General features: G+C 66.8%; 12 protein-coding genes. 6 read left to right on the forward strand and 6 right to left on the reverse strand.

Going from position 1 to position 21,434, the window contains the following annotated elements; all coding sequences use genetic code 11:
• The coding region (locus AB0M54_RS40210; protein ID WP_364477308.1) for a hypothetical protein at positions 1-341 on the reverse strand (341 nt) is incomplete at its 3' end.
• Between AB0M54_RS40210 and AB0M54_RS40215 the strand changes: the two genes are divergently transcribed.
• The gene (locus AB0M54_RS40215; protein ID WP_364477311.1) at positions 327-10,142 is read left to right on the forward strand and encodes a hypothetical protein; all 9,816 of its coding nucleotides are present in this window, start codon (positions 327-329) and stop codon (positions 10,140-10,142) included. The genes AB0M54_RS40210 and AB0M54_RS40215 overlap by 15 nt on opposite strands.
• A gap of 104 nt (positions 10,143-10,246) precedes the next feature.
• The gene (locus AB0M54_RS40220; RefSeq protein WP_364323910.1) at positions 10,247-11,308 is read left to right on the forward strand and encodes a hypothetical protein; all 1,062 of its coding nucleotides are present in this window, start codon (positions 10,247-10,249) and stop codon (positions 11,306-11,308) included.
• Positions 11,309-11,377: 69 nt separating this feature from the next.
• Here the strand turns inward: AB0M54_RS40220 and AB0M54_RS40225 are convergent, their stop codons facing one another.
• Both AB0M54_RS40225 and AB0M54_RS40230 read right to left on the reverse strand, forming a co-directional pair.
• Positions 11,378-12,148, reverse strand: coding sequence for a DUF5995 family protein (locus AB0M54_RS40225; protein ID WP_364477314.1), 771 nt, complete (start codon positions 12,146-12,148; stop codon positions 11,378-11,380).
• A 36-nt stretch (positions 12,149-12,184) separates the two neighbouring features.
• Positions 12,185-14,071, reverse strand: coding sequence for a hypothetical protein (locus tag AB0M54_RS40230; RefSeq protein ID WP_364477317.1), 1,887 nt, complete (start codon positions 14,069-14,071; stop codon positions 12,185-12,187).
• Positions 14,072-14,304: 233 nt separating this feature from the next.
• On the opposite strand from AB0M54_RS40230, the gene AB0M54_RS40235 reads away from it, so the two are divergent.
• Positions 14,305-14,517 (forward strand): hypothetical protein, encoded by a 213-nt coding sequence (locus tag AB0M54_RS40235; protein ID WP_364477320.1) that lies wholly within the window; start codon positions 14,305-14,307, stop codon positions 14,515-14,517.
• Here AB0M54_RS40235 and AB0M54_RS40240 read toward each other — a convergent pair.
• The gene (locus tag AB0M54_RS40240) at positions 14,490-16,106 is read right to left on the reverse strand and encodes an RICIN domain-containing protein (RefSeq protein ID WP_364477323.1); all 1,617 of its coding nucleotides are present in this window, start codon (positions 16,104-16,106) and stop codon (positions 14,490-14,492) included. The two genes, AB0M54_RS40235 and AB0M54_RS40240, sit on opposite strands and share 28 nt — an antisense overlap.
• Before the next feature lie 155 nt (positions 16,107-16,261).
• Here AB0M54_RS40240 and AB0M54_RS40245 point away from each other — a divergent pair, with 155 nt between their 5' ends.
• A complete protein-coding gene (locus AB0M54_RS40245) occupies positions 16,262-16,462 on the forward strand; it encodes a hypothetical protein (protein WP_364323901.1) in 201 nt (66 codons plus the stop codon).
• Between the two features lie 44 nt (positions 16,463-16,506).
• Here AB0M54_RS40245 and AB0M54_RS40250 read toward each other — a convergent pair whose 3' ends face one another.
• Positions 16,507-17,142, reverse strand: a complete 636-nt coding sequence (locus tag AB0M54_RS40250; RefSeq protein ID WP_364477326.1) for a LuxR C-terminal-related transcriptional regulator — start codon at positions 17,140-17,142, stop codon at positions 16,507-16,509.
• A 570-nt stretch (positions 17,143-17,712) separates the two neighbouring features.
• Here AB0M54_RS40250 and AB0M54_RS40255 point away from each other — a divergent pair.
• Together AB0M54_RS40255 and mctP are read left to right on the forward strand one after the other, a co-directional pair.
• A complete protein-coding gene (locus AB0M54_RS40255) occupies positions 17,713-17,922 on the forward strand; it encodes a DUF3311 domain-containing protein (protein WP_364324231.1) in 210 nt (69 codons plus the stop codon).
• A gap of 4 nt (positions 17,923-17,926) precedes the next feature.
• Positions 17,927-19,576, forward strand: coding sequence for a monocarboxylate uptake permease MctP (gene mctP / locus AB0M54_RS40260; RefSeq protein WP_364477329.1), 1,650 nt, complete (start codon positions 17,927-17,929; stop codon positions 19,574-19,576).
• A gap of 348 nt (positions 19,577-19,924) precedes the next feature.
• Here the strand turns inward: mctP and AB0M54_RS40265 are convergent, their stop codons facing one another.
• Positions 19,925-21,424 carry a S8 family serine peptidase gene (locus AB0M54_RS40265; RefSeq protein ID WP_364477332.1) on the reverse strand — a complete coding sequence of 500 codons (1,500 nt, stop codon included), beginning with the start codon at positions 21,422-21,424 and terminating at the stop codon, positions 19,925-19,927.
• Between the last annotated feature and the right edge of the window lie 10 nt (positions 21,425-21,434).

Below are 21,434 nucleotides of genomic sequence, written 5' to 3' on the forward strand. Positions count from 1 at the left end.
CATCCGACTACCACACCGGCCCCACCACCGAACCCGACGACAGCACCGAATTCACCGATGGCCTCGAACAATCCATAACATCCGACTACCACACCGGCCCCACCACCGAACCCGACGACAGCACCGAACTCACCAACGCCCTCGAACAATCCATAACATCCGACTACCACACCGATCGCGAGCCGTCTCCTGTGCATGCCCCGAGCCTGGGCCCGGCGCAGGTGCTTGATCGAGGCGGACGCCGTGTCGTAGCACTGGTTTCGCCGGACGAGTTGCAGCGAATCTTCGAGCACGGCAATCTGCCCGTCGGCAAGAATAAGTTTCCGATGATCCTGGTGCATGGCGTGGCCGCGGACGTCCGGCTGCGGGTCTGGGAGGACACGGGGGAAAGGCTGGTTACACCCGAGGAACTGCACGAGCTGACGGCACCAAATCTGCCTCCAGGCGAGACGGTGTTCCTGTTGTCCTGCGCCGGCAGTTTGCCGAACGGCATCGCGCAGCGGTTCGCCGAGGCCCGCAAGAGCGACGTGGCGGCAGCGGCCGATGACGTCACCGCCGGCGCCACAGCACCCGGCCGCGACGGCGCGGTCCTGGTCACCAAGGGCGGCCAGAGCTGGCTACTGTTCGTTCCCTCCAACCGCACCCTCGGGCGCGACGTCTGGGATGTCGTGAACGAAGTAGACGGCGGCCGGCCCTTCGACGGCGTGACCGCCGAAAAGCCGACGGGCGCCACCGGCGGCGTCCGCCTGGCCGAAGGCACCGAGGGCGAAGCAACGAACGTTGAGCTGATCATGAACCAGCAGACGATCAATGATCTGATGCTGGAGACCGATTCCCGATCGAAAGTCCTCGCCGAGAACAACTACCTCAAGATCGTGGTCGAGGAGCACGGCGGAAAATGGGTACCGGAAGTGGTGACCAAGCCGGTCAAGATGTTCGCCGGCGACGTGGGGCATCTGGCGACCAGAGACGTCGAGCGGGCCCTGGACGAGATATTAGACTGGTTTGAGAACATCGATCAGGAAACCACTCTGGATCAACTGGGGAATTACGGTTTCACAGTCAAACACCTCGCAAGCAAGGTCCGCGTCAGGCGACCAGACCCGGGGTCTCCGATTATCCTCGGAGTGCAATTCTCGGTGGGTACGCCACCGTACGTCGTTCCAGACTTCCTGACTTACGCACAAAGCACGAACTACAATCACGATGCCGAAGATCTGCTCGACCAGGCTCGCTCCTTTGCCGCACCGTACGGCGCTTCGGCCGGTCTCAACGGTAAGGACGCGGGATCTCTTCAGGGCTTCATAACGCATCTTTACACCCATTTCGGTGCAGTAGTCAAGTCCTCGAAGAATGACGCTTGGAAGTCAAACCTGGTCGTTGTCGAGCGTACGAACTTCGACGGCTATCGCGAAGGCCTTCCGAAAGGCGTTCGGGATTACGTCGTGGAGCATGGCAAAGAAATCATGGGTAGCATTACCCGCAGTTTCGAGCAGGAATTCCGTAATCCGGGAGGTGCCCTACTAAGGAACAGTCATCTGACTGCGGCCGACTACCTGCGAAGCGCGGTCGTTCCCGGCGCCCAACCGGTGAATCAATACCAAGCTCTGGGGATCCGCTTTTATTTCCCGGAGTTGGACCACAATCGCGATTCCGACGGCGCACCCCGGTTCCCAGAAGGCCTCGTGGTGCAGGAGCTGCGGACGTATGGCCGCAATGTGCGATGGGGTTCCACGCAGGCGGCCCTCCGACAGAATCGTCGCGAGCTGCATCAGGACGTGATGCGTCGTGTCGACCCGCTCGATCCCAGTTTCGGCCAGATCCGGGCCACTTTCGATATGGACGACGACGCGATGCGAAGTGGCCAAGATGGGCAAGTACGCGCCTTGGCCAGGCTGATCGCCTCGCACGTGAAAATCAATCCTAAAACGAAACCCTTGAAGGCTCTCCGCGATTACAACATTATGTTTGAAGGCGGCGGCAGTCGAACGTGGAGGGGCGCTAAGCACGCCCGGGACAAGGGTGATAATCGTGCGCGCGCCGTTTGGAGCGAGCTCAGCGCAGAACTGGCTGAACTCCTGACCGAGGAGGAACTCGCGGCCGTCGTGCCGATCTTCACCTCGCGTGGAGACGGTCCATCCATTGCCCCCGAAGGCATCCGTCCGGACGTGTCAAGCCCCAGCGACCGCCGCAAGGTTGCGGTGTGGGGCATTCCGGAGGCTGCGTCAGCCATTCCGTCGACGCCGACCGCCGGCAACAACGCCACGCAGTCCTCTTCCACCGCCCGCTGGAGCGCGGAAGACAGCACGTCCGGCACCACTGCGAGGCCGCCCTTCCCCGTCACCCCTCACCACCTCGCCGACCACAGCCACCCCAACCGCGTCCTGCTCCTGCCCCCCGGCGACACCGACAACCAAACAGCCGCCAAGAACTACCACCTCGAACCCGACGAATACGGCGCCTTCGTCCACGCCGACAAACACGGCCCCCACCTCAACAGCCACCGCATCACCGAACAACAACTAGCCGAAATAATCGCCACCCACCCCGACTCAGCCGGCAAAAAACTCGTCCTCATCGCCTGCGGCCCCACAACCACCTACCTCAACAACACCCTCAAAGCCCTCCCCCACCACCCCAGCATCGCCGCACCAAACACCACCTACTACACCCCCATCAACCCCACCCCCGACCAACCCAGCGGCTGGGCCGCCACCCTCACCTACGACCACAACGGCACCCCCCACTTCACCCCCGGACACTTCAACATCGTCACCCGACAACCAGGAACCAACACCCTCACCCACACCACCCACACCACCCCCATCCCCGACCCCCTCCCCGCAACCCACACCACGACCTGGGCCGTCCAACGCCTACCAATCATCGGCCGCCCACAAACAGTCGAAATCACCCGCGAGCCCAGGGGAGACACCGCTGATGGCTTCTTCACGATTTCCGAGCGTCATATATCCGTGTCGGGGAAGGGATTGCCGGTAGGCACCCAGCTTGAAGATCTGACTCATGTGCGCTGGACTGCGACGCCGCACCCGAACGGCCAGCCGGGCGAATACGCGGTGACCTTCCACAGCCTCGAAGACGGTGACGACCACCTCCCCCTATGGTCACAGGTGTATGCCTCGAGTCCCTTCACCGCAGAACAGGTCAAGGAGTCTCTTCCGCAGCCACGTTCCGCGATCCAAGGACGCCCCGGCTCTGAAGCGCTCCGTGAGGCTGTCCCGTCACCGCCCTTCGCTGCGGAGGCTCGGACACTTGATGAGGCCATCGGACGGGAACGTTCCATCAAGATTGCGTCGACTGCGGTTACGGTGTCCAAGGCGCCTCCCCCGGTGGTCTTCGCTATGGGGCTGTATCCGCCCGGCGGCGGTTCCGGGGCAGATGCCGTGACGGGCTGGCAGACGGACAGTCTCCGTGGCCGGCCCGAAGCGGGAAGTCACCTGTATATCGGCGTTTTCCGAGGCGGGCGCACGAGCAGTATCGGGTTCGACGTGGAGACCACGGGGTTGGTGCCGAGCGACGTCCTTGCCGGCGCATGGCCGATCAGCTCGATCGACGGCAACAACGTTGTGCTTGAGGAGTGGCAAGCGAACAGCCAGTTCGCGTCGGCGGCCCGGTCGGCCTTTGACCGAGACTTGTCGTTCGACCACGTCCGACGATGGTTCGCCGAGTTGAATCTCACCGTCCACGTCTCGGCCCCGTCGAATCGCCTTAATGCTTCCGAGTCGGATCGGCCGATTGTTTCACGCCTGGCGTCGGATGAGGTCTTTCACGGCTACGACGAGCTGATCCAGTCGCAAGCGACGGGGCTGTCGCTGGCCGGCGACACGAAGGCCGCAGCAAGTCAGCTGGTCAACTTCTTGGCCGATCAAGGACAGTTCTCCACACCAGACGTTGAAATTGATCAGCTAGGCAGCAGGGCTGGAAGTTTCTCCCGCGATGAGTGGGAAATATGGATCGACGCGGCAACGCGTGTTGAAGAACTAAGCACCGTTGTGCTCCATGAGACTGGTCACGTCGAGCAATGGTTCTCAGTAGCACGGATGGTCGCAGGCTGGGGCAGTCCGGACGTTCTGAGGATGTGGTTCCCTAAGACTCCTCAGCGCGTTCTGGACGCGGCATGGGCAAACCCGATGATCAGCGACGATCCCCAATATGGGCTCGCCGTAGCGATCGCGTCTGAAAACTTTCCATCGTCTGCAGGCGCAGACCTGAGGGTGTTGCGTAATCTGCTCGATCAACGTTTAGATCGGGCCATCGATAACATTGAGCGGGCTCTGAATGACGGTGCCAGTCATCTGTCGCCCGACGTTGCCGACCAGCTCAAGATTTTGGGAGCTATCGCACGGTTGGCCATCGCAGCCGACTTTGCCTACCGCGAGAACGCGGCCGAAGCCGCCTCGTTCGGCCTGGAAGAGCTCCAAGCACGCTGGAATCGGGGCGGGCAGGAAAAGCCGCAGCAGGGCGCTCCGAACGGCACACAGTTCCTGCCCGACACAATAACGACAGCTATGAGTCGCGACGACGTAACTGTGCAACTCGCTCTGCTCGACCCAGGCGGACGGCTCCGTGTTCCGGCCAACATGCTTGGTTTCGACCCAATCTTCTCCGATTCAGCGCTGGCGCATTTCAAGCTTGTTCGCGGACAGCAGCCCCGGTTCGAGGAGTGGATCGACTTCGTTAGTCCGATGGACATGGCCCGGCAGGGAATCTTCGCCGCCACATCCAAGCCGCGGGTATTCGAGTTTTACGCCTCCTGGGTCGTCGAAGTTTTGCCAACCGAAACCTGGTGGGTACGTCCCGCCGATTTCCAGGGTTCGCCTCCGTCGTTCGGTAGTGCAACCCCCCTGATCATGGTCGGCGCTGCCGGTGTTGCGACGTCGACAGTGGTCGCACTTGCCGTGCGATCCTTGGTCCGCGACTGGGGAGCGGACGCACTCAACGATCCCGCCATTCTGCAGATCCACGCCAACCCGGGAACAAACGCTTTTCAGGTCACGAAGGAGCTCTACGAGGCTGCGGGTGTCTCCATACGATCGTCCGAGGCCGACGGTTGGGCAGTTACAGCCTTGGGTCAGGACAGCCGAGACCTCTACTATTATGCGGGCAATGCAGACGCCGGATTCGTACTCGGTGATCTTGCTTCGAGGTTGATAACTGTGGCTGACGGATTGGGCAGCGCCGACGAACGGGTGTCATCCGCTCTGACCGACGTCTCTGCGTTGGCAGCGCACGTCGGCGCGGCATCCGTGAAAGGTCTATTCGATGCGGCTTATGCAGCTGCACGACAATACGGCCTCGACGGAATCACCACCGACCGGCTCATGGAGACTCGCCAGACCATCGATTCCGCTGTCAGCGACGGCCGACACGGATCACTCCTGTGGTCCACCATCGCCGAAGCATCGACCCCCGGGAGTGTCGCAGGCGGTCAGTCGACGCCGGCGGCCGAAGCACACTCAGAGGACGTGCTTACCCTGCGGCCCCATAACAATGCCCCCTCCAGTCCCACTGTGAGGCCGCCCTTCCCCGCCACACCCCACCACCTCGCCGACGCATCCCTGCCCAACCGCGTCCTACTCCTGCACCCCAGCGACACCGACAACCAGACAGCCGCCCAGAACTACCACCTCAAACCCGACGAATTCGGCGCCTTCGTCCACGCCGACCAACACGGCCCCCACCTCAACAACCACCACATCACCGAACAACAACTAGCCGAAACAATCACCAGACACCCCGACTCCGCCGGCAAAAAAATCGTCCTCATCGCCTGCGGCCCCACCACCACCTACCTCAACAACACCCTCAAAGCCCTCCCCAACCACCCCAGCATCGCCGCACCAAACACCACCTACCACACCCCCATCAACCCCACCCCCGACCAACCCCCCGGCTTCGTCGGCACCCTCACCTACGACCACAACGGCACCCCCCACCTCGAACCCGCACACTTCAACATCCTCACCCGCCAACCCGGAACCAACACCCTCACCCACACCACCCAACCCACACCCATCCCCAACCCCCTACCCCACACCACCACCAACTGGACCAAACCCGACCGCCAGCAGCGATCACAGACCTCCCCTCCCGCGCCTCCGGCGACTAGTCGGACCGGTGAGACATCGAGGGTTCGCCCGTCGATCGACGATGACGCGGCATCCGGAAGTGACGCGATCATGGCTGTGGCCGACGAGTCGGACTCAGACGTTGAGCGGCACTCCAGCCGAGGCCCTCGCGGCGCGATGAACCAGCAGGATGGTCAGTCCGGGTCGCGTCGGATCCTGCCGTCGAGTCAGGGCAAGCGGCGAGCCGAGTCCGGATCCGATCCTGGCGAGGGACCGAACAAACGCGCCAGGGGCGAGTTGCCCGCCGAGAACGGCTGGACGCCGGAATTCCGTACTCAGTACCGCATTGTGGCCGGCCGGTTCGAGCGGCTCCGCAACCCGTTCGCGCCGCGTGTCACCGGGACGATCCGGGAGCGGTACCCGCGCCCGTACGACCGGACCCCGGAGGAGCGGGCCGAGCAGTCGCAGAGGCATCTCGCTCTCGCCTTCTTCGATGTGCTTCACCGGCAGGGCCAGCAGTTGCCGACCGACGGCGGCGACGACGAGCTGGCCGGAGCCGATGACCGAATGAGCGACGGTGAGCTCAGCGACCCCGGGTCGAGTGACAGTGAGCTCAGCGACCCCGGGTCGAGTGACAGTGAGCTCAGCGATCTGGAGTCCAGCGATATCGAACTCCCCGACGCCGGTGAACGTGTCAGCGTCGACGACGACCGGATGAGCCGTGATGAGCCCAGTGAGGACGACTCGAGCACGTACGAGAGCGGTGATGAGCCCAGTGAGGACGACTCGAGCGCGTACGAGAGCGATGACGAGCCCAGTGGGGACGACTCGAGCGCGTACGAAAGCGGCGGCGAGAGCGAAAATAGCACCGATGACGTGTACGGCGAGTCGGAACCGGAGAGCTCGGCATCCGAGCGGGCCGCCAAGCCTCAGCGGCGCCGGAAGTCCCGCCGGGCCGGCAAGGCCACCAAGGCGAAGGATCATGAGTACGAGATCCAGACCACGTGGTTGTGGCGCCGGATCCTGATTGCCTCCAACCAGAACGCGACGGTTGACGAGGCGGTCCAGCTGCTGGGCGAGCAGCCGGGCGAGACACCGGCCGAGCAATTCCGGTCGTTCCTGGCACTTGGGCACCCTGATGCCGGCCGTGGCCCCAGCGAGGGCGGAAATGCGGCGACGAACTACACGCACGGTGTGAAGGCTGCGCACGTGAAATTGCGGGAGGGCTACGACGGGAACCGGCACAACGACACCACAGATGTTCTGCGGAACCTCAAGGGCTGGACGGTGGTCGAGGCCGAACCGCGGACCGAGGCCGAGCGGGAACATCTGCGCAACGTGCTGATCGGCGACGAATTCGCCAATCACATCGTCTTCGTCAGGCACGCGCCGGCCGACGGCGTGATGCACGCCGAACTCAAGAACATTGTCGCGCTGCGTTCGCTGGATCCGAGCGAGGCGGGCCGGGTCCGCACGATCGGCAAATTCCGGCCGTGCATGGTGTGCGAGGGCGTGTTGCGTCACGCTGCCGACGCCGGTTACGACGTGCGTTACAACCCCAACAACGGGGGTTTGCGTCACAACGCCATGCAGAACGTGGCGATGCACCTTCCTTGGGCGATGCATCACCCTGACGGTCGGCCCGGCAACTACATGCTCGACTACCTCAGGCAGCAGCTCAATCAGAGGGTCAGCTCGTCGGCGTACCGTCGTCAGCCTCCCCGCCCAGGTCATTACGAGGGCACGCCGCACGGCCCGGAAAAGGTCGTCGACCCTCACGAGGCGCCGGCCCAGCCTGACAACACGCCGTCGAACAGTGAGGTCAGCGAGACCGAACAAGGGTTCGTATCACGTCCCCGCAAAATGGTCGATCGTCAGATCAAGGTGTTCGACTCACTCGGGCGGCGCCGCCTGGGTGACAACCTTGCCGCGGCCGACAAGGCGGCGTTGCGAGACGCGTCGAGCCGCGACCGTACCGACCCGGCCGGTGCTGCCGGCGATGTCTTCAACCGCCTAGTCGAGCACCACCTCGATGAAGGCATCGACATCCACGAGATCGCGCACGTGGCCGGCCGGCACGCACCGTATTTGAGACTGCGGCTCAGGGGTGTGACAGACGCTGAGATCAACGCGGTGCGAGACGCTGCGAGGGCGTCCAAGCAGGGAAGTTTCTACCAGGATCTGAGCCGCCGGGTGAGGGCCCTCATCGATCGTGGTGCCGACATCAAAGACCTCGGCTGGGTAACCGGCCGGGACACGCAAGGTTTGCGAAGAAGCCTGGCGACTCTGGCCGCGCGAGAGAGCGTGCCGGAGCATCGGATCGCGCGCATCCGCGCCCTGGGCATGTCCGACGCCGAGATCGATGAGTTGCTGCGGGCCGCCGCCGCGGCTCGCGAGGATCACGCCCAACCAGTCGCCGATCGTTTCACCCGGCGGCTGAGGGATTTCCGCCGCCGCGGGGTCGGCATCGGGGACCTCGCACGGCTCACCGAACGGCCGGTGAACCAATTGGAGGAGCGGCTGGAGAAATTGGCCAAACGAGAGGCGGAACGGCAGAGGCGTGCGGAGGACTCCTACTTCACGCCGGCCGAGGTCGCAGAACTCAAGAGTCTGGCCGCAGCCACCAGAGGCACACGGAAGCGCTCACCGCAGCGAAACTTCACGGTACGGCTGCGTCAACATCTAGCGGCCGCACGAGACGATCACGAGCGCGACGAGCGCATGCGTGAGCTGACGCGTATCACCGGGGTCCATCGAATTGACATCAACAACCGTGTCGACCTGCTCAACAAGCGCGAGCAAGAGGCCGACCCAGCGCTCTGGAGGCAGTTGCTCGAAGGATGGCCATCCGGCTTCACCGAGCGCTGGCGGTCGTGGCGGGAAGGCCAGAACCTGATACAGCTACCGCACCCGGATCACGGGGTCCGCCGGGGTGGAGGGAACCGGGACAGTACGGGATCGAGCCTCGGACCACGGGCGGACGACGCTATTCGTAAGCTGCTCGCCGGCAAGGTCAGCGTTACCCGGATCGCCAAGGAACTGCACACCCACTACAGAGACATGGGTGCGTACGCCGACCGTCAAGGTCTTCGACCGAATTCCGCCGCGAATACGGAAGGCTTCGATGCCGTCCGCCTGCGGGCGCTGGCCGATGCGGCGTTGGACAATCCGCGTCGGCGTGCTGAATTCCTCGCCCATCTCGATGAGCTGCGTGCCGAGCCGAACCCCCATCCGATCAGCCGGCTGATCGCTGTCCTCCATTGGTCGGAACCCACGTTCCGCAGTTATCTCGCGCGGCGTGGCGACGTACAGATGTCCGGTGACGCCGCCCGGCGCGGTCTGCTCTATGACGAGTTGCACGCCGCTCTCCCGTCCGACTTCGCCCGACAGTGGCGGCAATGGAGACCAGGAAGACCGAACATCGCCGTGCCGAGGGACGGCTTCGGTCGTCGGGCCGACCGGCTCATCCTGGAAATGCTTTCGTACAACTATCCCGTCACCTATCTGTCGGATGATCTACATGTGTATGACCGGGGGTTCTCGGCTTACGCCAGGAACCTCACGGCAATGTCGGACGACAGCTCCGAGGAGGATTCCGCGTCCTCGGAGCTGTCGGTCACGATGTCGGGCATGCACCTGGATGGCGAGTCGTCCGACGCGGGTTCGGATGAAGATTCCGAGTTCGAGCCCGCTGGCGCAGGGGGTGGCAGCGGTTCGCGCGCATATGACCCGCAGGACTTCGAGGATCCGCAACGCATAGCGCGGGCTCGGCACGCTCAGGCGGCCGGTGAGGGTTCGAGCGGCGCCGCTCGAGCGGCCCGGCCGGCTGCCACGCTCAACGCCCGACAGAGCCGTGCATTGCGCACTGAGCTCGCGGCGGGCAGCTTCGACGGCTTCGCTGCCCTGGTCATCAGCCACCGTTCCCGAGGGGTCGGAGATGAGGAGATCGCCGCCGCCGCCGGCAGTGGCATGAACGCCGAGACGCTGGCGGAGATGTTGCCGCGCACCGATCGGGATTCGGAACCGGGCGGGCCCGAGGGCGGAACGGTGTGAGACGCCATCCCCCCGACCGGTGCCGTGCCGGGCCCGCTTCCCGAACCAATGGACGCCGTACGCCAGGCACTCCGTGCCGCACCCCGACTGTGAAGGAGTAATTCATGTTGGTATCCGAGGACATCGACGCGACCGTCCTTGGCCTCCACAATCTCGCTCTGGCGGCCGCCGGGCGGCTGTCCGGTGCGGTTCTGTCCGAGGTCCGGTGGCTGGTCGCCGACGGCCGGCTGGCCGAGGCGGCGGAAGTGTTTCTCGCGGGTGCGGCCGATGAGGGTGTGTCGATCTCGCCGTCGGAGGTGGCGTTGCTCGGGTCGCTCGTCTCCGTGGACGAGGTCGGCCCGGCCACGCCGCTGGTCGTGCGGAACGCCGGATCGGCGGCCCGTGAGTTCCTGGCGCTGGATCCCGAGCTGGTGACGGATGGCGCCGCCGTGCCCGTGCTGCTCGACCTGACCGCGGACCCCGCGACGCTGGAGCCGGCCGATGAGGTCGCCGTGGCCGCGGTCAAGGACGTCGGCGGCGCGTACGGCCTGTGGCGGTCCTGGCGTCTTCGGGATCCGGCGGAGCCGTACGGAGAACCGGTCCCGGTCTTCGTTCTGAAGTGCGTCGACGATCTGAGCGCCATCGCCGGCGGCGAGGTCCTCCAGTCCGCGTTGTCCGACGAGGGTGTCGGCGATGCCGAGGTGGAGGCGCTGGGTCCGGGCTCGCAGCCTCAGGCGTACCACCGTGAAGCCCTCGGCCGGTCGGCGCTGTTGTGGGCCGCGAAACCGCTGCGGCCGGTCACGGTGGCCCGGGTCTTCGACCGGTTCGATCCGCGCACCGGTCCGGCCTTCGACGTCGACCATCCGCTGCTCGCCGACTCGGACCAGCCGGCGCGTCTGCTGGACTACCTTCGCTCGTGCCCGGTCATGCTGACCACCACGCAGCGCGACGCGGACCTGTTCGACCAGTCGCTCGGACTCGTCGTGCCGCAGACCTTCACCACCGACGGCACGTTCGTCTGGACCGGTGCGATCCCCTACTACGCCGAGAACTACGGCATCGCTCCCGACCCGCGGCTGATGGACCACGTCAGGGCGAGCGACTACCGGGTGCCGCCCGTCGACGACGTCGACGTACATCGGGCGGTCGCCAAGCTGATGACTCCTCCGCCGATCGAGTCCGCCTGAGCCGGCGCGAATCGACGCAGCCGACCGGCGGCCCTGGCCTCCCCACGAAGCCGGGCCGCCGGTCGGCCTCTACTGCAGGAGTTCGCCCATCGGTGAGAGCAGCAGGCGTCCCAGCGCCGCCGTGGTCTCGTCGAGCGTGTCGCGGAAACGAGCCGTCGCCTGGACATCAGAGCGCAGCGTCCACAGCTTCTGGGCGTTGCGCCAGGCGACATTACGGGTGTACGCGATCGCCTCGCCCTGCCACCAGTCGTCCAGCTCGCCGTTCATGGTGTCCACCAGCAGCTGCCACTTGTCCAGGTAGCCGCGGCGCAGCTGAGGGATCGCGTCCGCGAAGATCTTGTTGATCTGCAGGTAGTCACGGTGCTGGGCGCTGTCGTCGGCCGGGCCCGGCCCGGCCTGGTCGAAGGTGCTGACCAGCGCGAACGCCAGGTCGAAGTTGATGTGCGCGTTCGCGCCGGCCGCGGCCGAGGGCAGGGGCCGGGCGTCAGGGCCGGCGACCCGGGCGAACAACACCCGCCACGTCCGCGGGCAGCCCGCGCCGCCGTCAGTGAAGCCGCGCAGCGCGTCGAAGTAGCGCCCGGAGAACTCGACGTCCAGCCGGGAGATGAACGCCGGGTCCTCGAAGCGCTTCTCGGAGAGCCGGGCCAGCACGTCGAGCGTGATGTTCAGGTAGAGCTTGTTGAAGTCGGCCAGCGGGTTTCCCGCCAGCAGCGGCGGCACCCGCTCCAGAGCATCCTGCAGCTTCGTCAGCTGGTCCACCACCGCCGGCACGTCCGCCGGCAGCCGCCCCAGCAGCGCACGCATGCGCTCATCCGCTGTCCCCCAGACCGATTCGGTCACCGTAACCTCCGTGTTCGCCGGGAATGGAAACGAACGTCATCTCACGTTGATGTCGCCGTTGACGTCGCCGACCACGGTGTTCCGTGTTGCCGTGGCCGTGACCACGTACTTGCCACTGCTGAGCGCCCCGACCGGCACCTCGACCGCCGAGTCACCCGGCCGCACGGTCACCACCTGGGTGGCGACGGTCACTGAGCTTTTCCGAACGGACAAGAGCACCTCGCCGGTGCCCGCGCCGGCTACCCGCAGCGGGACTGTCAGCTGAGCGGCCCCGACCGAGTCGTCACCGTCCAACAGATCGACCCGGACCGGGACCGGCGTACCGGGATCGGGGGTGCCCGGCCGCCAGCCCCACGCGTCGAGCAGCCACAAGCGGCCGGAAGCACTGCGCGGAGTCAGCTCGAGCGCGGTGATACCGGCGCGGTCGACCGCCGAGGGCAGCGGTACGCGTACCTCCTGCGCCCAGGCCGACCGGGTGAGCGGGGAGCCGGGCAGTCCGTCGAGCCGGACTGTGCCGAGCACCGAGCGCCGCCCGGTACGATCACTCACCGCGACGTCGAACGTCGTGCTCGAGGTGTTCGGCGGCACCACGACGCGCATGGCCAGCGTGGTGGCCCCGGTGATCTTGGTCGGCTGGGCCGGGCGCAGGAGCACCGGCCGTCCCGCAGTGGACCACGAGACCGACACGGCATACCGCACGCCGGGGTCACCGGTCAGCACGTGCGGGGAAGCCTCCAGGTCGCACGACGTCAGCCGGCACAACGTACCGTCACCGCTGACGCCGACTCCCGCCGCCGGGACCAGCAGCGGAGACCGGAACCCGCCCAGCGCGTGGCTGAGCGCCGGAGCCCGGGCGACCGACCCGTCCAGGAACGGGCGCATCTGGTCGTCACCGTTGAGGAACAGCCGAGCCCCCGCCACGAAGTAGGCGGCCGCGGCCGCTCGTTGCTGGGCGGCGGTCAGCCGGCGCGGCGCGCCGGGCGAGCACAGCGGATCCGTCGTACTGGTGACGTCGTCGCGGGCCGGGGCGGCGGCCTCGCCGGGCGTCCACTCGGAGTTGAAGAAGTTGTGGTTCGCGCCGGGCAGGAACACCGCGCTGTGCAGGGCGACGCCTTGGCCCACGCCGCGGGTCCCGTCCACGTACACCTGCGTCTGGAGCTCAGCGGCGTCCCGGTCACATCCCGGGAGGAAACTCATCGAGGGCACGTCGGACACCGGATTCCGGCTCACGGAGCTCGCTCCGAGCAGCACCGTGCCACGGATACGCCACCGGGCCGGGCCGGGCGCGCCATCGACCTCGGCCGACGGGGGCACCACACTGTCCATCGCGGCCCGGTTGACGCCGTCCCCGCCCCGGGAATGCCCGATCAGCAGGACGCGGGAGAGGTCGACCGGCGGCGCCGCCCGGACCGCCTCGGGCGCCTGGCCGCGGCCCGCGCCCGACCAGTCGGCCCACCGGGACAGGTGCAGCCGGATCAGGGACGAGCGGGCCTGTTCGGCGTTGTCCTGATACGCGAAAGCGTTGATCGCGTTGGCGGACAGCGAGACGGTGACATAGCCCCAGGAGGCCAGGTGCTGCTGGATCGCGTGGTAGCCGCGGTAACTCGGCACCGCGGAAAAGCCCGCGGGACACGGCCACAGGAGGCCGGTCTCGTCCCCGTTCCAGCACACTTCGTGAAAGCCGTGCAGGAACACGACGAGCGGCGCAGACCCGCTGACGTTGCGCGGGGCGACCACGAGCGCACGCATCTCCGACGGTTCCTGCACGTCCGGGATCGCGACCGGCGGCAGGTCGTATTCGCCCGAGACCGTCGAGTAGGGACCCGACGCCCCAGGATCGGAAGTCGTTGATGCCGCCGGTGCCGGAGCGGCGAGGAGTACCACGGCACACAGCCCGGCCACGATGGCTCTGACGATCCGCATTGCCGTTCCACCTCTCTGCTCAGAGTTCCGTGCGATTCTGGATCCTGACGCCCTTCCGAATGGTGGGGACGGCGTTTGTCCGGACGGACATGCAAGCGTGCGCGGCCGGTCATCCTGGGTATTCGAACGCCGGATCCTTTTTGGACTGTGCCGGGACGTCGGGTTCTGACCCTCGACCTGCCGGGGCATGGCGAGTCTCGCGATGTCGGCTACGACACCGCGACTCGCGCGGAGTGTTCCTCGGCGTCTACATGTACGGCCGTACCGACGAATGGGAACCCTGGTCCTCGATCGACGTGGTGGTGCACTTCGGCGGCCGGCGACGCAACGAGTCGGGATTCGGGCTGACCCGCTTCGTCGGCGTCGTACGCGACGGCTTCATCGCCGGCATATCCCCCCGCGGAAACGGCGATGCGCTTCAGAGTTCGTTGAGCCGGAAACTCTGAGCGCCCTTGCCGAGACAGGTGTACAGCTCGAGCTGGACCCATTCGGCGGTGGTGGCCTTGGGGAGGTCCAGGCACTTGCCGCTGGCCCGCCCGATGAAGTGGTAGTAGCCGCCGCCTTCGGAGACCGCGCGCCACTGCTGCGCGCCGTTGTAGGTCCAGAGCTGGATCAGGGCGTGATCGGCCTTCGACTCGTCCTTCACGTCCAGATTCTTGGTGGTGTCGAGGCGGGTGGCGATGCGCATGTACCCCCCATCGGTGGGCACGAAGCGGAACTTCTGCGCCTCCGAGGTCGTGCAGGCGAACTGCTGAACCGGGGTTCGCACCGCGGTGTTCGACTCGCGGACGTCCACGCACATGCCACTGATCCGGTTGGAGATCGTGTACCACCGGGCCGGATCGATCCCGCCGACCGCCGCCTTCTTGCTCGTGGCGGGCTTCGCCGCCGCCGACGATCGCACCGGCCGCGGACGCTCCCCAGCCTTGCGGACGGCCGGGCTCGCCGGCGCGACGGGCGCGGCAGCGGGTCCGGCGGGTGAAGACGCTAGCGGCGGCGCGGGTGGTACGGCACTGAATTCCAGCGGACCCGAGGGTACGGAGGGCTGCGCGACCGGCGTCACCATCAGCGGCCGATCCTCCCGCCCGTTCAGGACCAGGGTCACCGAAAGCACCAGCAGCGCGGCGGCCAGCGCACCGACGGCGATCCGGGGCCATCGCCTGCGCCCGGCCACCGGCGCTTCCGCCGGACTCGCCACCGCGGCCGGCGTCCTGCCCTCCGCGGCGGCCCGCAGCAGTCGCTCGGCGGTCGTGGCGTCGGCGCGTACCGCCGGATCCTTGCGCAGCAACGCGTAGAGCGCCGGTCGCAGCGCACCGGCCCGGGCCGGTGCGGGTAGCGGTTCGCTACCGGCGATCGCGGTGAGGGTCGCGACCGCCGAGGACTTCGTGTACGGAGGCCGGCCCTCGACCGCGGCGTACAGCGTCGCGCCGAGCGACCAGAGGTCGGCCGCCGGCCCGATCGGCTCGTCCAGCGCCCGCTCCGGAGCGAGGTACGACGGTGAGCCGAGCAGCACCCCGGCCGAGGTCATCGCGCTGTCCCCGGCGACCAGGGCCACGCCGAAGTCGGTCAGCACCACCCGTCCGTCGTACGCCAGCAGCACGTTCGCGGGCTTGACATCGCGGTGCAGCAATCCCGCCTCGTGGGCGGCACACAGGCCGGCCAGCACGCCCAGCCCGACCTCGGCCACCCGTTCCGGGGCGAGCGGTCCGTCCTCGCGTACCGCGTCGAACAGAGACCGGGACCGGATCAGCTCCATCACGATCCACGGTTCGCCCCGCTCGTACAGGACGTCGAAGACGCGGACCACGTTCGGATGGTTGATCAACGCGATCGCGCGCGCCTCCCGGATCACCCGCTCGCGCACATCCTCGCGCTCCCGCGCCGTCAGGCCGCTCGGGGGCACCAGCTCCTTGATCGCCACCTCACGGCCGAGAAGCTCGTCCCTCGCCGCCCAGACACGGCCCATGCCGCCCTCACCGACGAGTGATACCAACCGGTAACGATCAGCGAGGACCTCGGTACGATTCTCGGACACGACGAAACGGTATCGGCCTCCTGCGGCGGTCCACAATCGAGGCGCGGGCGGTGGACCCGATGGACAGACTCCCTGCCCGTTAGATCAGACGGGTGACGCACTCTTCCCTCTCGCGGGGCACTTCAGCGGGCTCGCCGATTCCTGGCATCGATCTCATGACCATCAACGAGCAATTCGCAGACCGAGTGGTTCAGATCAAGGGTGTACGCCAGCTCAGTGTCAATTCCGGGTACGTGCTGCGCCGGTACCTCACCGTGCTCTCCGACGGGCAGTCCTGGAGCGATGCCGTCCACGGCCTGCTGCGGGTGGCCGTCCTTCGCGCGTACCGCGTCGGGCTGACGATTCCCGGAGATTGAGCAGGATGGACAGCGGCTGACGACCCTGCGGGATTGTGCTGGATCTAGATGACGCCGGCTCGGATGGCGAAGGCGACCGCGTGGACCCGGTTGTGCAAGGAGAAGCGCCGCATGATGCACCAGAGGGTGTATTTCACCGTCCGTTCCGAGAGCTGCATGGATTGCGCGACCAGGTTGGTGTCGAGGCCACCCGCGATCCGGCGCAGCACCTCGGCCTCACGGTCGGACAGCTCCGGTACGGCTCGGACGTCGGCGTGGCTGTCACGCAGCCGGCGCATCTGCTCGGCGAGCTGATCGAGTCGTGCTGCACCCGGCCGGCCGATCTTGCCGGAGGCACGGAGCACGGCGGACAGCAAACCGTTCCGGCCGGTGTCGAGCGAGTGCATCACCCCCACCACGCCGCCGCCTGCCGCCGCTCGCAGATCCACCTCCGTCGTCTTGTCGACGATTGCCACCGTCACCGATCCGTACCGTTCGTGGGATCGCTTCAGCGGCCGCAGCGAGTCATCCACCAGCCGGCCCAGATCGGCGACGATCACCTCGTGCGGCTCACCCGGGACGAACGACCGGAGGGTCACGCCGGCCGATCGACGCAACACCTCCCTGATCCCGGCCTCTCGCAATGGTTCTGTCGCCAGGACCGACACGCTGATCGGTGACGCGACCTCCAGGTCATCCAATTCGCCTCATTCATGGCCTCGGCCGGCATCCGCGCCCGCCCTCGCACTGGACACTCGCGAACCGCCGGGTCGGTTACAGTCGCGAGAGACCTTTGTCGGCGGCGGGCCGGGGGCGTGGGGTGAGGCCGAGGCGATCCGTCACGGCTCGAGGCGGCGGACCTCCAACCCGTGGGTCTCCAGCAGGCGAACCGCGATGCGGTGAAGGCACATGCCAAAGCTCCCGTGACGTCGCCAGGTCGATCGCGGCGAGTTCGGTCTCGTGCGGCGCCTCCGGCGCTTCATCGACCACACAGAGCCGGGTGTCACCGCACGAGGAGGCGCCTCGAAGAGATCGGCCCGGTGGCGCGGTGTACACCACCCGAGAAGCGTTCGGACCGGCCGCCGAAGTTCCGCACCGTCCCGCCTCGGCTCTCACGTTTCAGCTGGATGATGCCGGCGGCGGCGTGTGCCGCCAGCTCACCTTTCGTGCCTTTACGGCCACATTAGTAGGCTTCGGGATGAGTCGTCGTTAGCATCTCGACGACTCTGTTGCTGCTCAAGGCGGAGGTACGGCCGGTGGCCGAACCCACTATGACAACCCCAAACCCGCGTTCGGATCGCAGCCCCTGGAACTGGCTGCTGATCGTCCCGGCCGTGGTTCCCCTGCTCACTCCCCTGTTCAACGTCGAGTCGCCCCGGTTGGGCGGCTTCCCGATGTTCTACTGGATTCAGTTGCTGTTCATCCTCCTCGGCGTGACCACCACGACCGTGGTCTACCGCATGACCACGAAGAGGCGGTGACCCAATGAGTGAGCACATCACCCAGATCATCGTCTTCGCGCTGTTGTTCCTGCTGGTCAGCGCGATGGGCTTCGTCGCCGCGCGGTGGCGGGCACCGAAGGACATGGCCCACCTCGACGAGTGGGGGCTGGGCGGGCGCAGCTTCGGCGGCTGGGTCACCTGGTTCCTGGTCGGCGGTGACCTCTACACCGCCTACACGTTCGTCGCCGTACCCGCCCTGGTCTTCGGCGCCGGCGCGGCCGGATTCTTCGCGGTGCCGTACACCATCGTGATGTACCCGATCTTCTTCCTGATCCTGATCCGGCTCTGGTCGGTGTCACACCGCCACGGCTACGTCACCCCGGCCGACTTCGTGCGGAACCGGTTCGGGTCCAGGACCCTGGCGCTGCTGATCGCGATCACCGGCATCGTGGCCACCATGCCGTACATCGCGCTGCAGTTGATCGGCATCGAAGCGGTCCTCAAGACGATGGGCATGACCGGGGACAGCGTGATCGCCCGGCACGCGCCGATCATCATCGCGTTCGCGATCCTGGCCGCGTACACCTATCAGTCGGGTCTGCGCGCCCCCGCGCTGATCGCCTTCGTCAAGGACACCCTGATCTACATCGTGATCCTGGTCGCGATCGTCTATCTGCCCTACAAGCTGGGCGGCTGGGGCAGCATCTTCGACAACGCGCAGGACAAGTTCGCGGCCTCGGCGGCGCCCAATGACGGCATCACGCTCAACGCCAACAACCAGCTTCAATACATCACGCTCGCCCTGGGCTCGGCGCTCGCGCTGTTCCTCTACCCGCACTCCATCACCGGCGTGCTGGCCAGCAAGAACCGCAACGTGATCAAGCGCAACATGTCGGCGCTGCCCGCCTACAGCCTCCTGCTCGGGCTGCTGGCGCTGCTCGGTTACGCGGCCATCTCGGCCGGGGTCAAACCGCTGCCGGGTGCGAAAGCCGGGACACTCGACACCAACACGGTGGTGCCGCTGCTGTTCGACACCCAGTTCCCGGCCTGGTTCGCGGGCATCGCCTTCGCCGCCATCGGCATCGGCGCGCTGGTCCCCGCCGCGATCATGTCGATCGCCGCGGCCAACCTGTTCACCCGCAACATCTACAAGGAGTACTTCCGCAAGGACGCCACCCACGCGCAGGAAACAAGCGTCGCGAAGGTCGTCTCGCTGCTGGTCAAGGTCGGCGCGGTCGGCTTCATCATCTTCCTCGACCCGCAGTTCTCCATCGACCTGCAGCTGATCGGCGGCGTCATCATCCTGCAGACCGCCCCCGCGGTGGCGCTCGGCCTGTTCACCCGGTGGTTCCACCGCGGCGGGCTGATCGCCGGCTGGGCGGCCGGCATGGGCCTGGGCTTCTGGATGCTGTGGCAGATCCCGAACCCGGCGACGAAGCGGGCGCACTTCGGCGGCTCGGCCTTCCCATTGTCCGACTTCGGGTTCGACACCAAGAAGACGATCTACGTCGGCTTCGTGACCGTCCTGGTCAACCTGCTGGTCGCGGTCGTGGTGACGCTGATCCTGCGGGCCGCCAAGACCACCGACGGCATCGACAGCACCCAGCCGGACGACTACTTCGCCGACGAAGGCGACCCGAAACTGGAGGAGAAGCGCACCACCCCCGACGAACTCGTCCCGTCGACCACCTGATGCGCCCAGGGGCGTCACGTCTCATCCTCAATCGTGAGGGACGTGGCGCCCCGGCCGCTCATTGCGGCCGTGACGGATGCGCCGACGGAACGGGGTCTGACGCCTCCCGGGCGATGACGGCAGCAGCTTGCGGGCCAGAATCAGGCGCGAGCCGTCTCGGGTAACTACCAGCACACGTACGCCGGACGCAGACTGGTCCACGCGCAGCACCTGGAGCCCGACAACACCTCTTCATCGAGGGTGCACTGTGGCCCGCTCGAACCCCCGCCGAACGTGATGTGGTGACGGGATCGGGCTGACCGGACCGAGCAACTGGCCGGTGGTTAGTTCCGCTGACCAGGTTGGAGTTCAGAGTTTCGGCGCCGGGTCTGCCGGCCAGTCGAGGTCCAGCTGATCGGGGCTCGCCGTACCGGCCCGGAACGCATGCCGGATCCGGAACACAAGCAGCGTTATGAGCAGCCCTCCCACCAGGACGATCAGCACCAGGCTCAACCACGCCAGCCGGTTGCCAGGCTCCGGCCGGCCGCCCAGGCCGCTCGCGGACGTGGCCTCCTCGGGGAGCTCGCGGGTGATGGCGGCCACCGGGTCGACCATGCCGTTGCCGTAGCTGTCGCCGGGCTGCGCGCCCTTCATCCGGTCCGAGGTGACCGTGACCCGGTGGGCGACCTGTGGTGCGGTCAGTTCCGGGTGAGCCGAGCGGACCAGCGCGGCCGTGCCCGCGGTCAGTGCCACGGCATACCGCGTCCCGCTGTCCGCCCGCTGCCCCGCGCCGTTGTTGCCGATGCTGGTGATGTTCACGCCGGGCGCGACCACGTCGACCGTTCGCGGAGCGTACACCGCGGCAGGCATACCGTTCTCGGCCACACCGCCCACCACGATCACTGCGTCCGGCAGCCCCGCGAAGCCGGGCGCCTGACCCGCCACCGGGGCCGGGGCGACCACGACGACATTGCGTTCGATCGCGTTTCGTACGGCCCGCACCACGGCTCCGTCGTCGAGATCCACATAGGGTCCGAGAGCGATCACGGAAGCGCCTGCCCCCACGGCGGTCTCGATCGCCGCCGCATGATTGGTCCTGCTCACGGTCTTGCCGTCGGTGACCACCCGCACCGGCATGACGCTCGAGTCGGGCGCCATGCCGCCGAACGGCAGCCCACTCAGCGGCTTGGCCGCCACCAGTCCCGCCATCGCCGTGCCGGTGCCCAGGCAGTCGATGTCACCGGGGCCGACGGTCACCAGGTCGGCGCCGGTCGTGACCCGGCCGTACAGCTGCGGAGCCCGGCCGTCCACGCCGGAATCGACGATGGCGACCAGCTGTCCGGAGCCACGGCTGTGCTTCCACGCCTGCTCGGCCGCCAGCTTGAGCATCCCCCAGCGGGAGGGCTTACCCGTGGCGGGCGCCGCGGTGCACGTACCCGGGGTCGCCGATCCTTTGGGTTTGATCTTCGTCTGCGCAACGCTTTGAAGGTCAACCCGAGGCTTCGCAGGCGGTGTCTCAGCCGGCGTCGAAGCAGGCTTCCCGGTCGGCAGGATGCCGTACGCCACGCCGGATCCGACCGCGTCCCACGGCAGCACCAGATACCAGCCCGCCTGAAGCCTGTTCTGATCGGCGAGCCGCCCGCCGTCCGGCTGCCGCCGGCCGGTGTTCAGGTTGAAGATCTCGGTCGAACGCGCGGGCGAGCCCAGGAACCGCTGCGCGATCTCCATGAGGTTCTCCGACGCGGACGCCACCGTGTAGTAGTGCACGTAGTCGTCGGAGGCCGCGTGCGCCGGCGCACCGCACAGCCCCGCGCCCAGTGCGGCGGATACGAGCATCGCCGCGGCCCGCCGTAGCAGTGTGCCTTTCATGAACCCTCCA

It is taken from the genome of Actinoplanes sp. NPDC051470 (assembly GCF_040682035.1).
In the GTDB taxonomy this organism is placed as follows: Bacteria; Actinomycetota; Actinomycetes; order Mycobacteriales; family Micromonosporaceae; genus Actinoplanes.

Excerpts from the sequence above, each read along its gene's own strand:
- AB0M54_RS40230 (WP_364477317.1), bottom strand. The coding sequence starts at position 14,071 with ATGCGGATCGTCAGAGCCATCGTGGCCGGGCTGTGTGCCGTGGTACTC.
- AB0M54_RS40220 (WP_364323910.1), top strand. The coding sequence starts at position 10,247 with ATGTTGGTATCCGAGGACATCGACGCGACCGTCCTTGGCCTCCACAAT.
- AB0M54_RS40265 (WP_364477332.1), bottom strand. The coding sequence starts at position 21,424 with ATGAAAGGCACACTGCTACGGCGGGCCGCGGCGATGCTCGTATCCGCC.
- AB0M54_RS40255 (WP_364324231.1), top strand. The coding sequence starts at position 17,713 with ATGACAACCCCAAACCCGCGTTCGGATCGCAGCCCCTGGAACTGGCTG.
- AB0M54_RS40215 (WP_364477311.1), top strand. The coding sequence starts at position 327 with ATGATCCTGGTGCATGGCGTGGCCGCGGACGTCCGGCTGCGGGTCTGG.
- mctP (WP_364477329.1), top strand. The coding sequence starts at position 17,927 with ATGAGTGAGCACATCACCCAGATCATCGTCTTCGCGCTGTTGTTCCTG.
- AB0M54_RS40245 (WP_364323901.1), top strand. The coding sequence starts at position 16,262 with ATGACCATCAACGAGCAATTCGCAGACCGAGTGGTTCAGATCAAGGGT.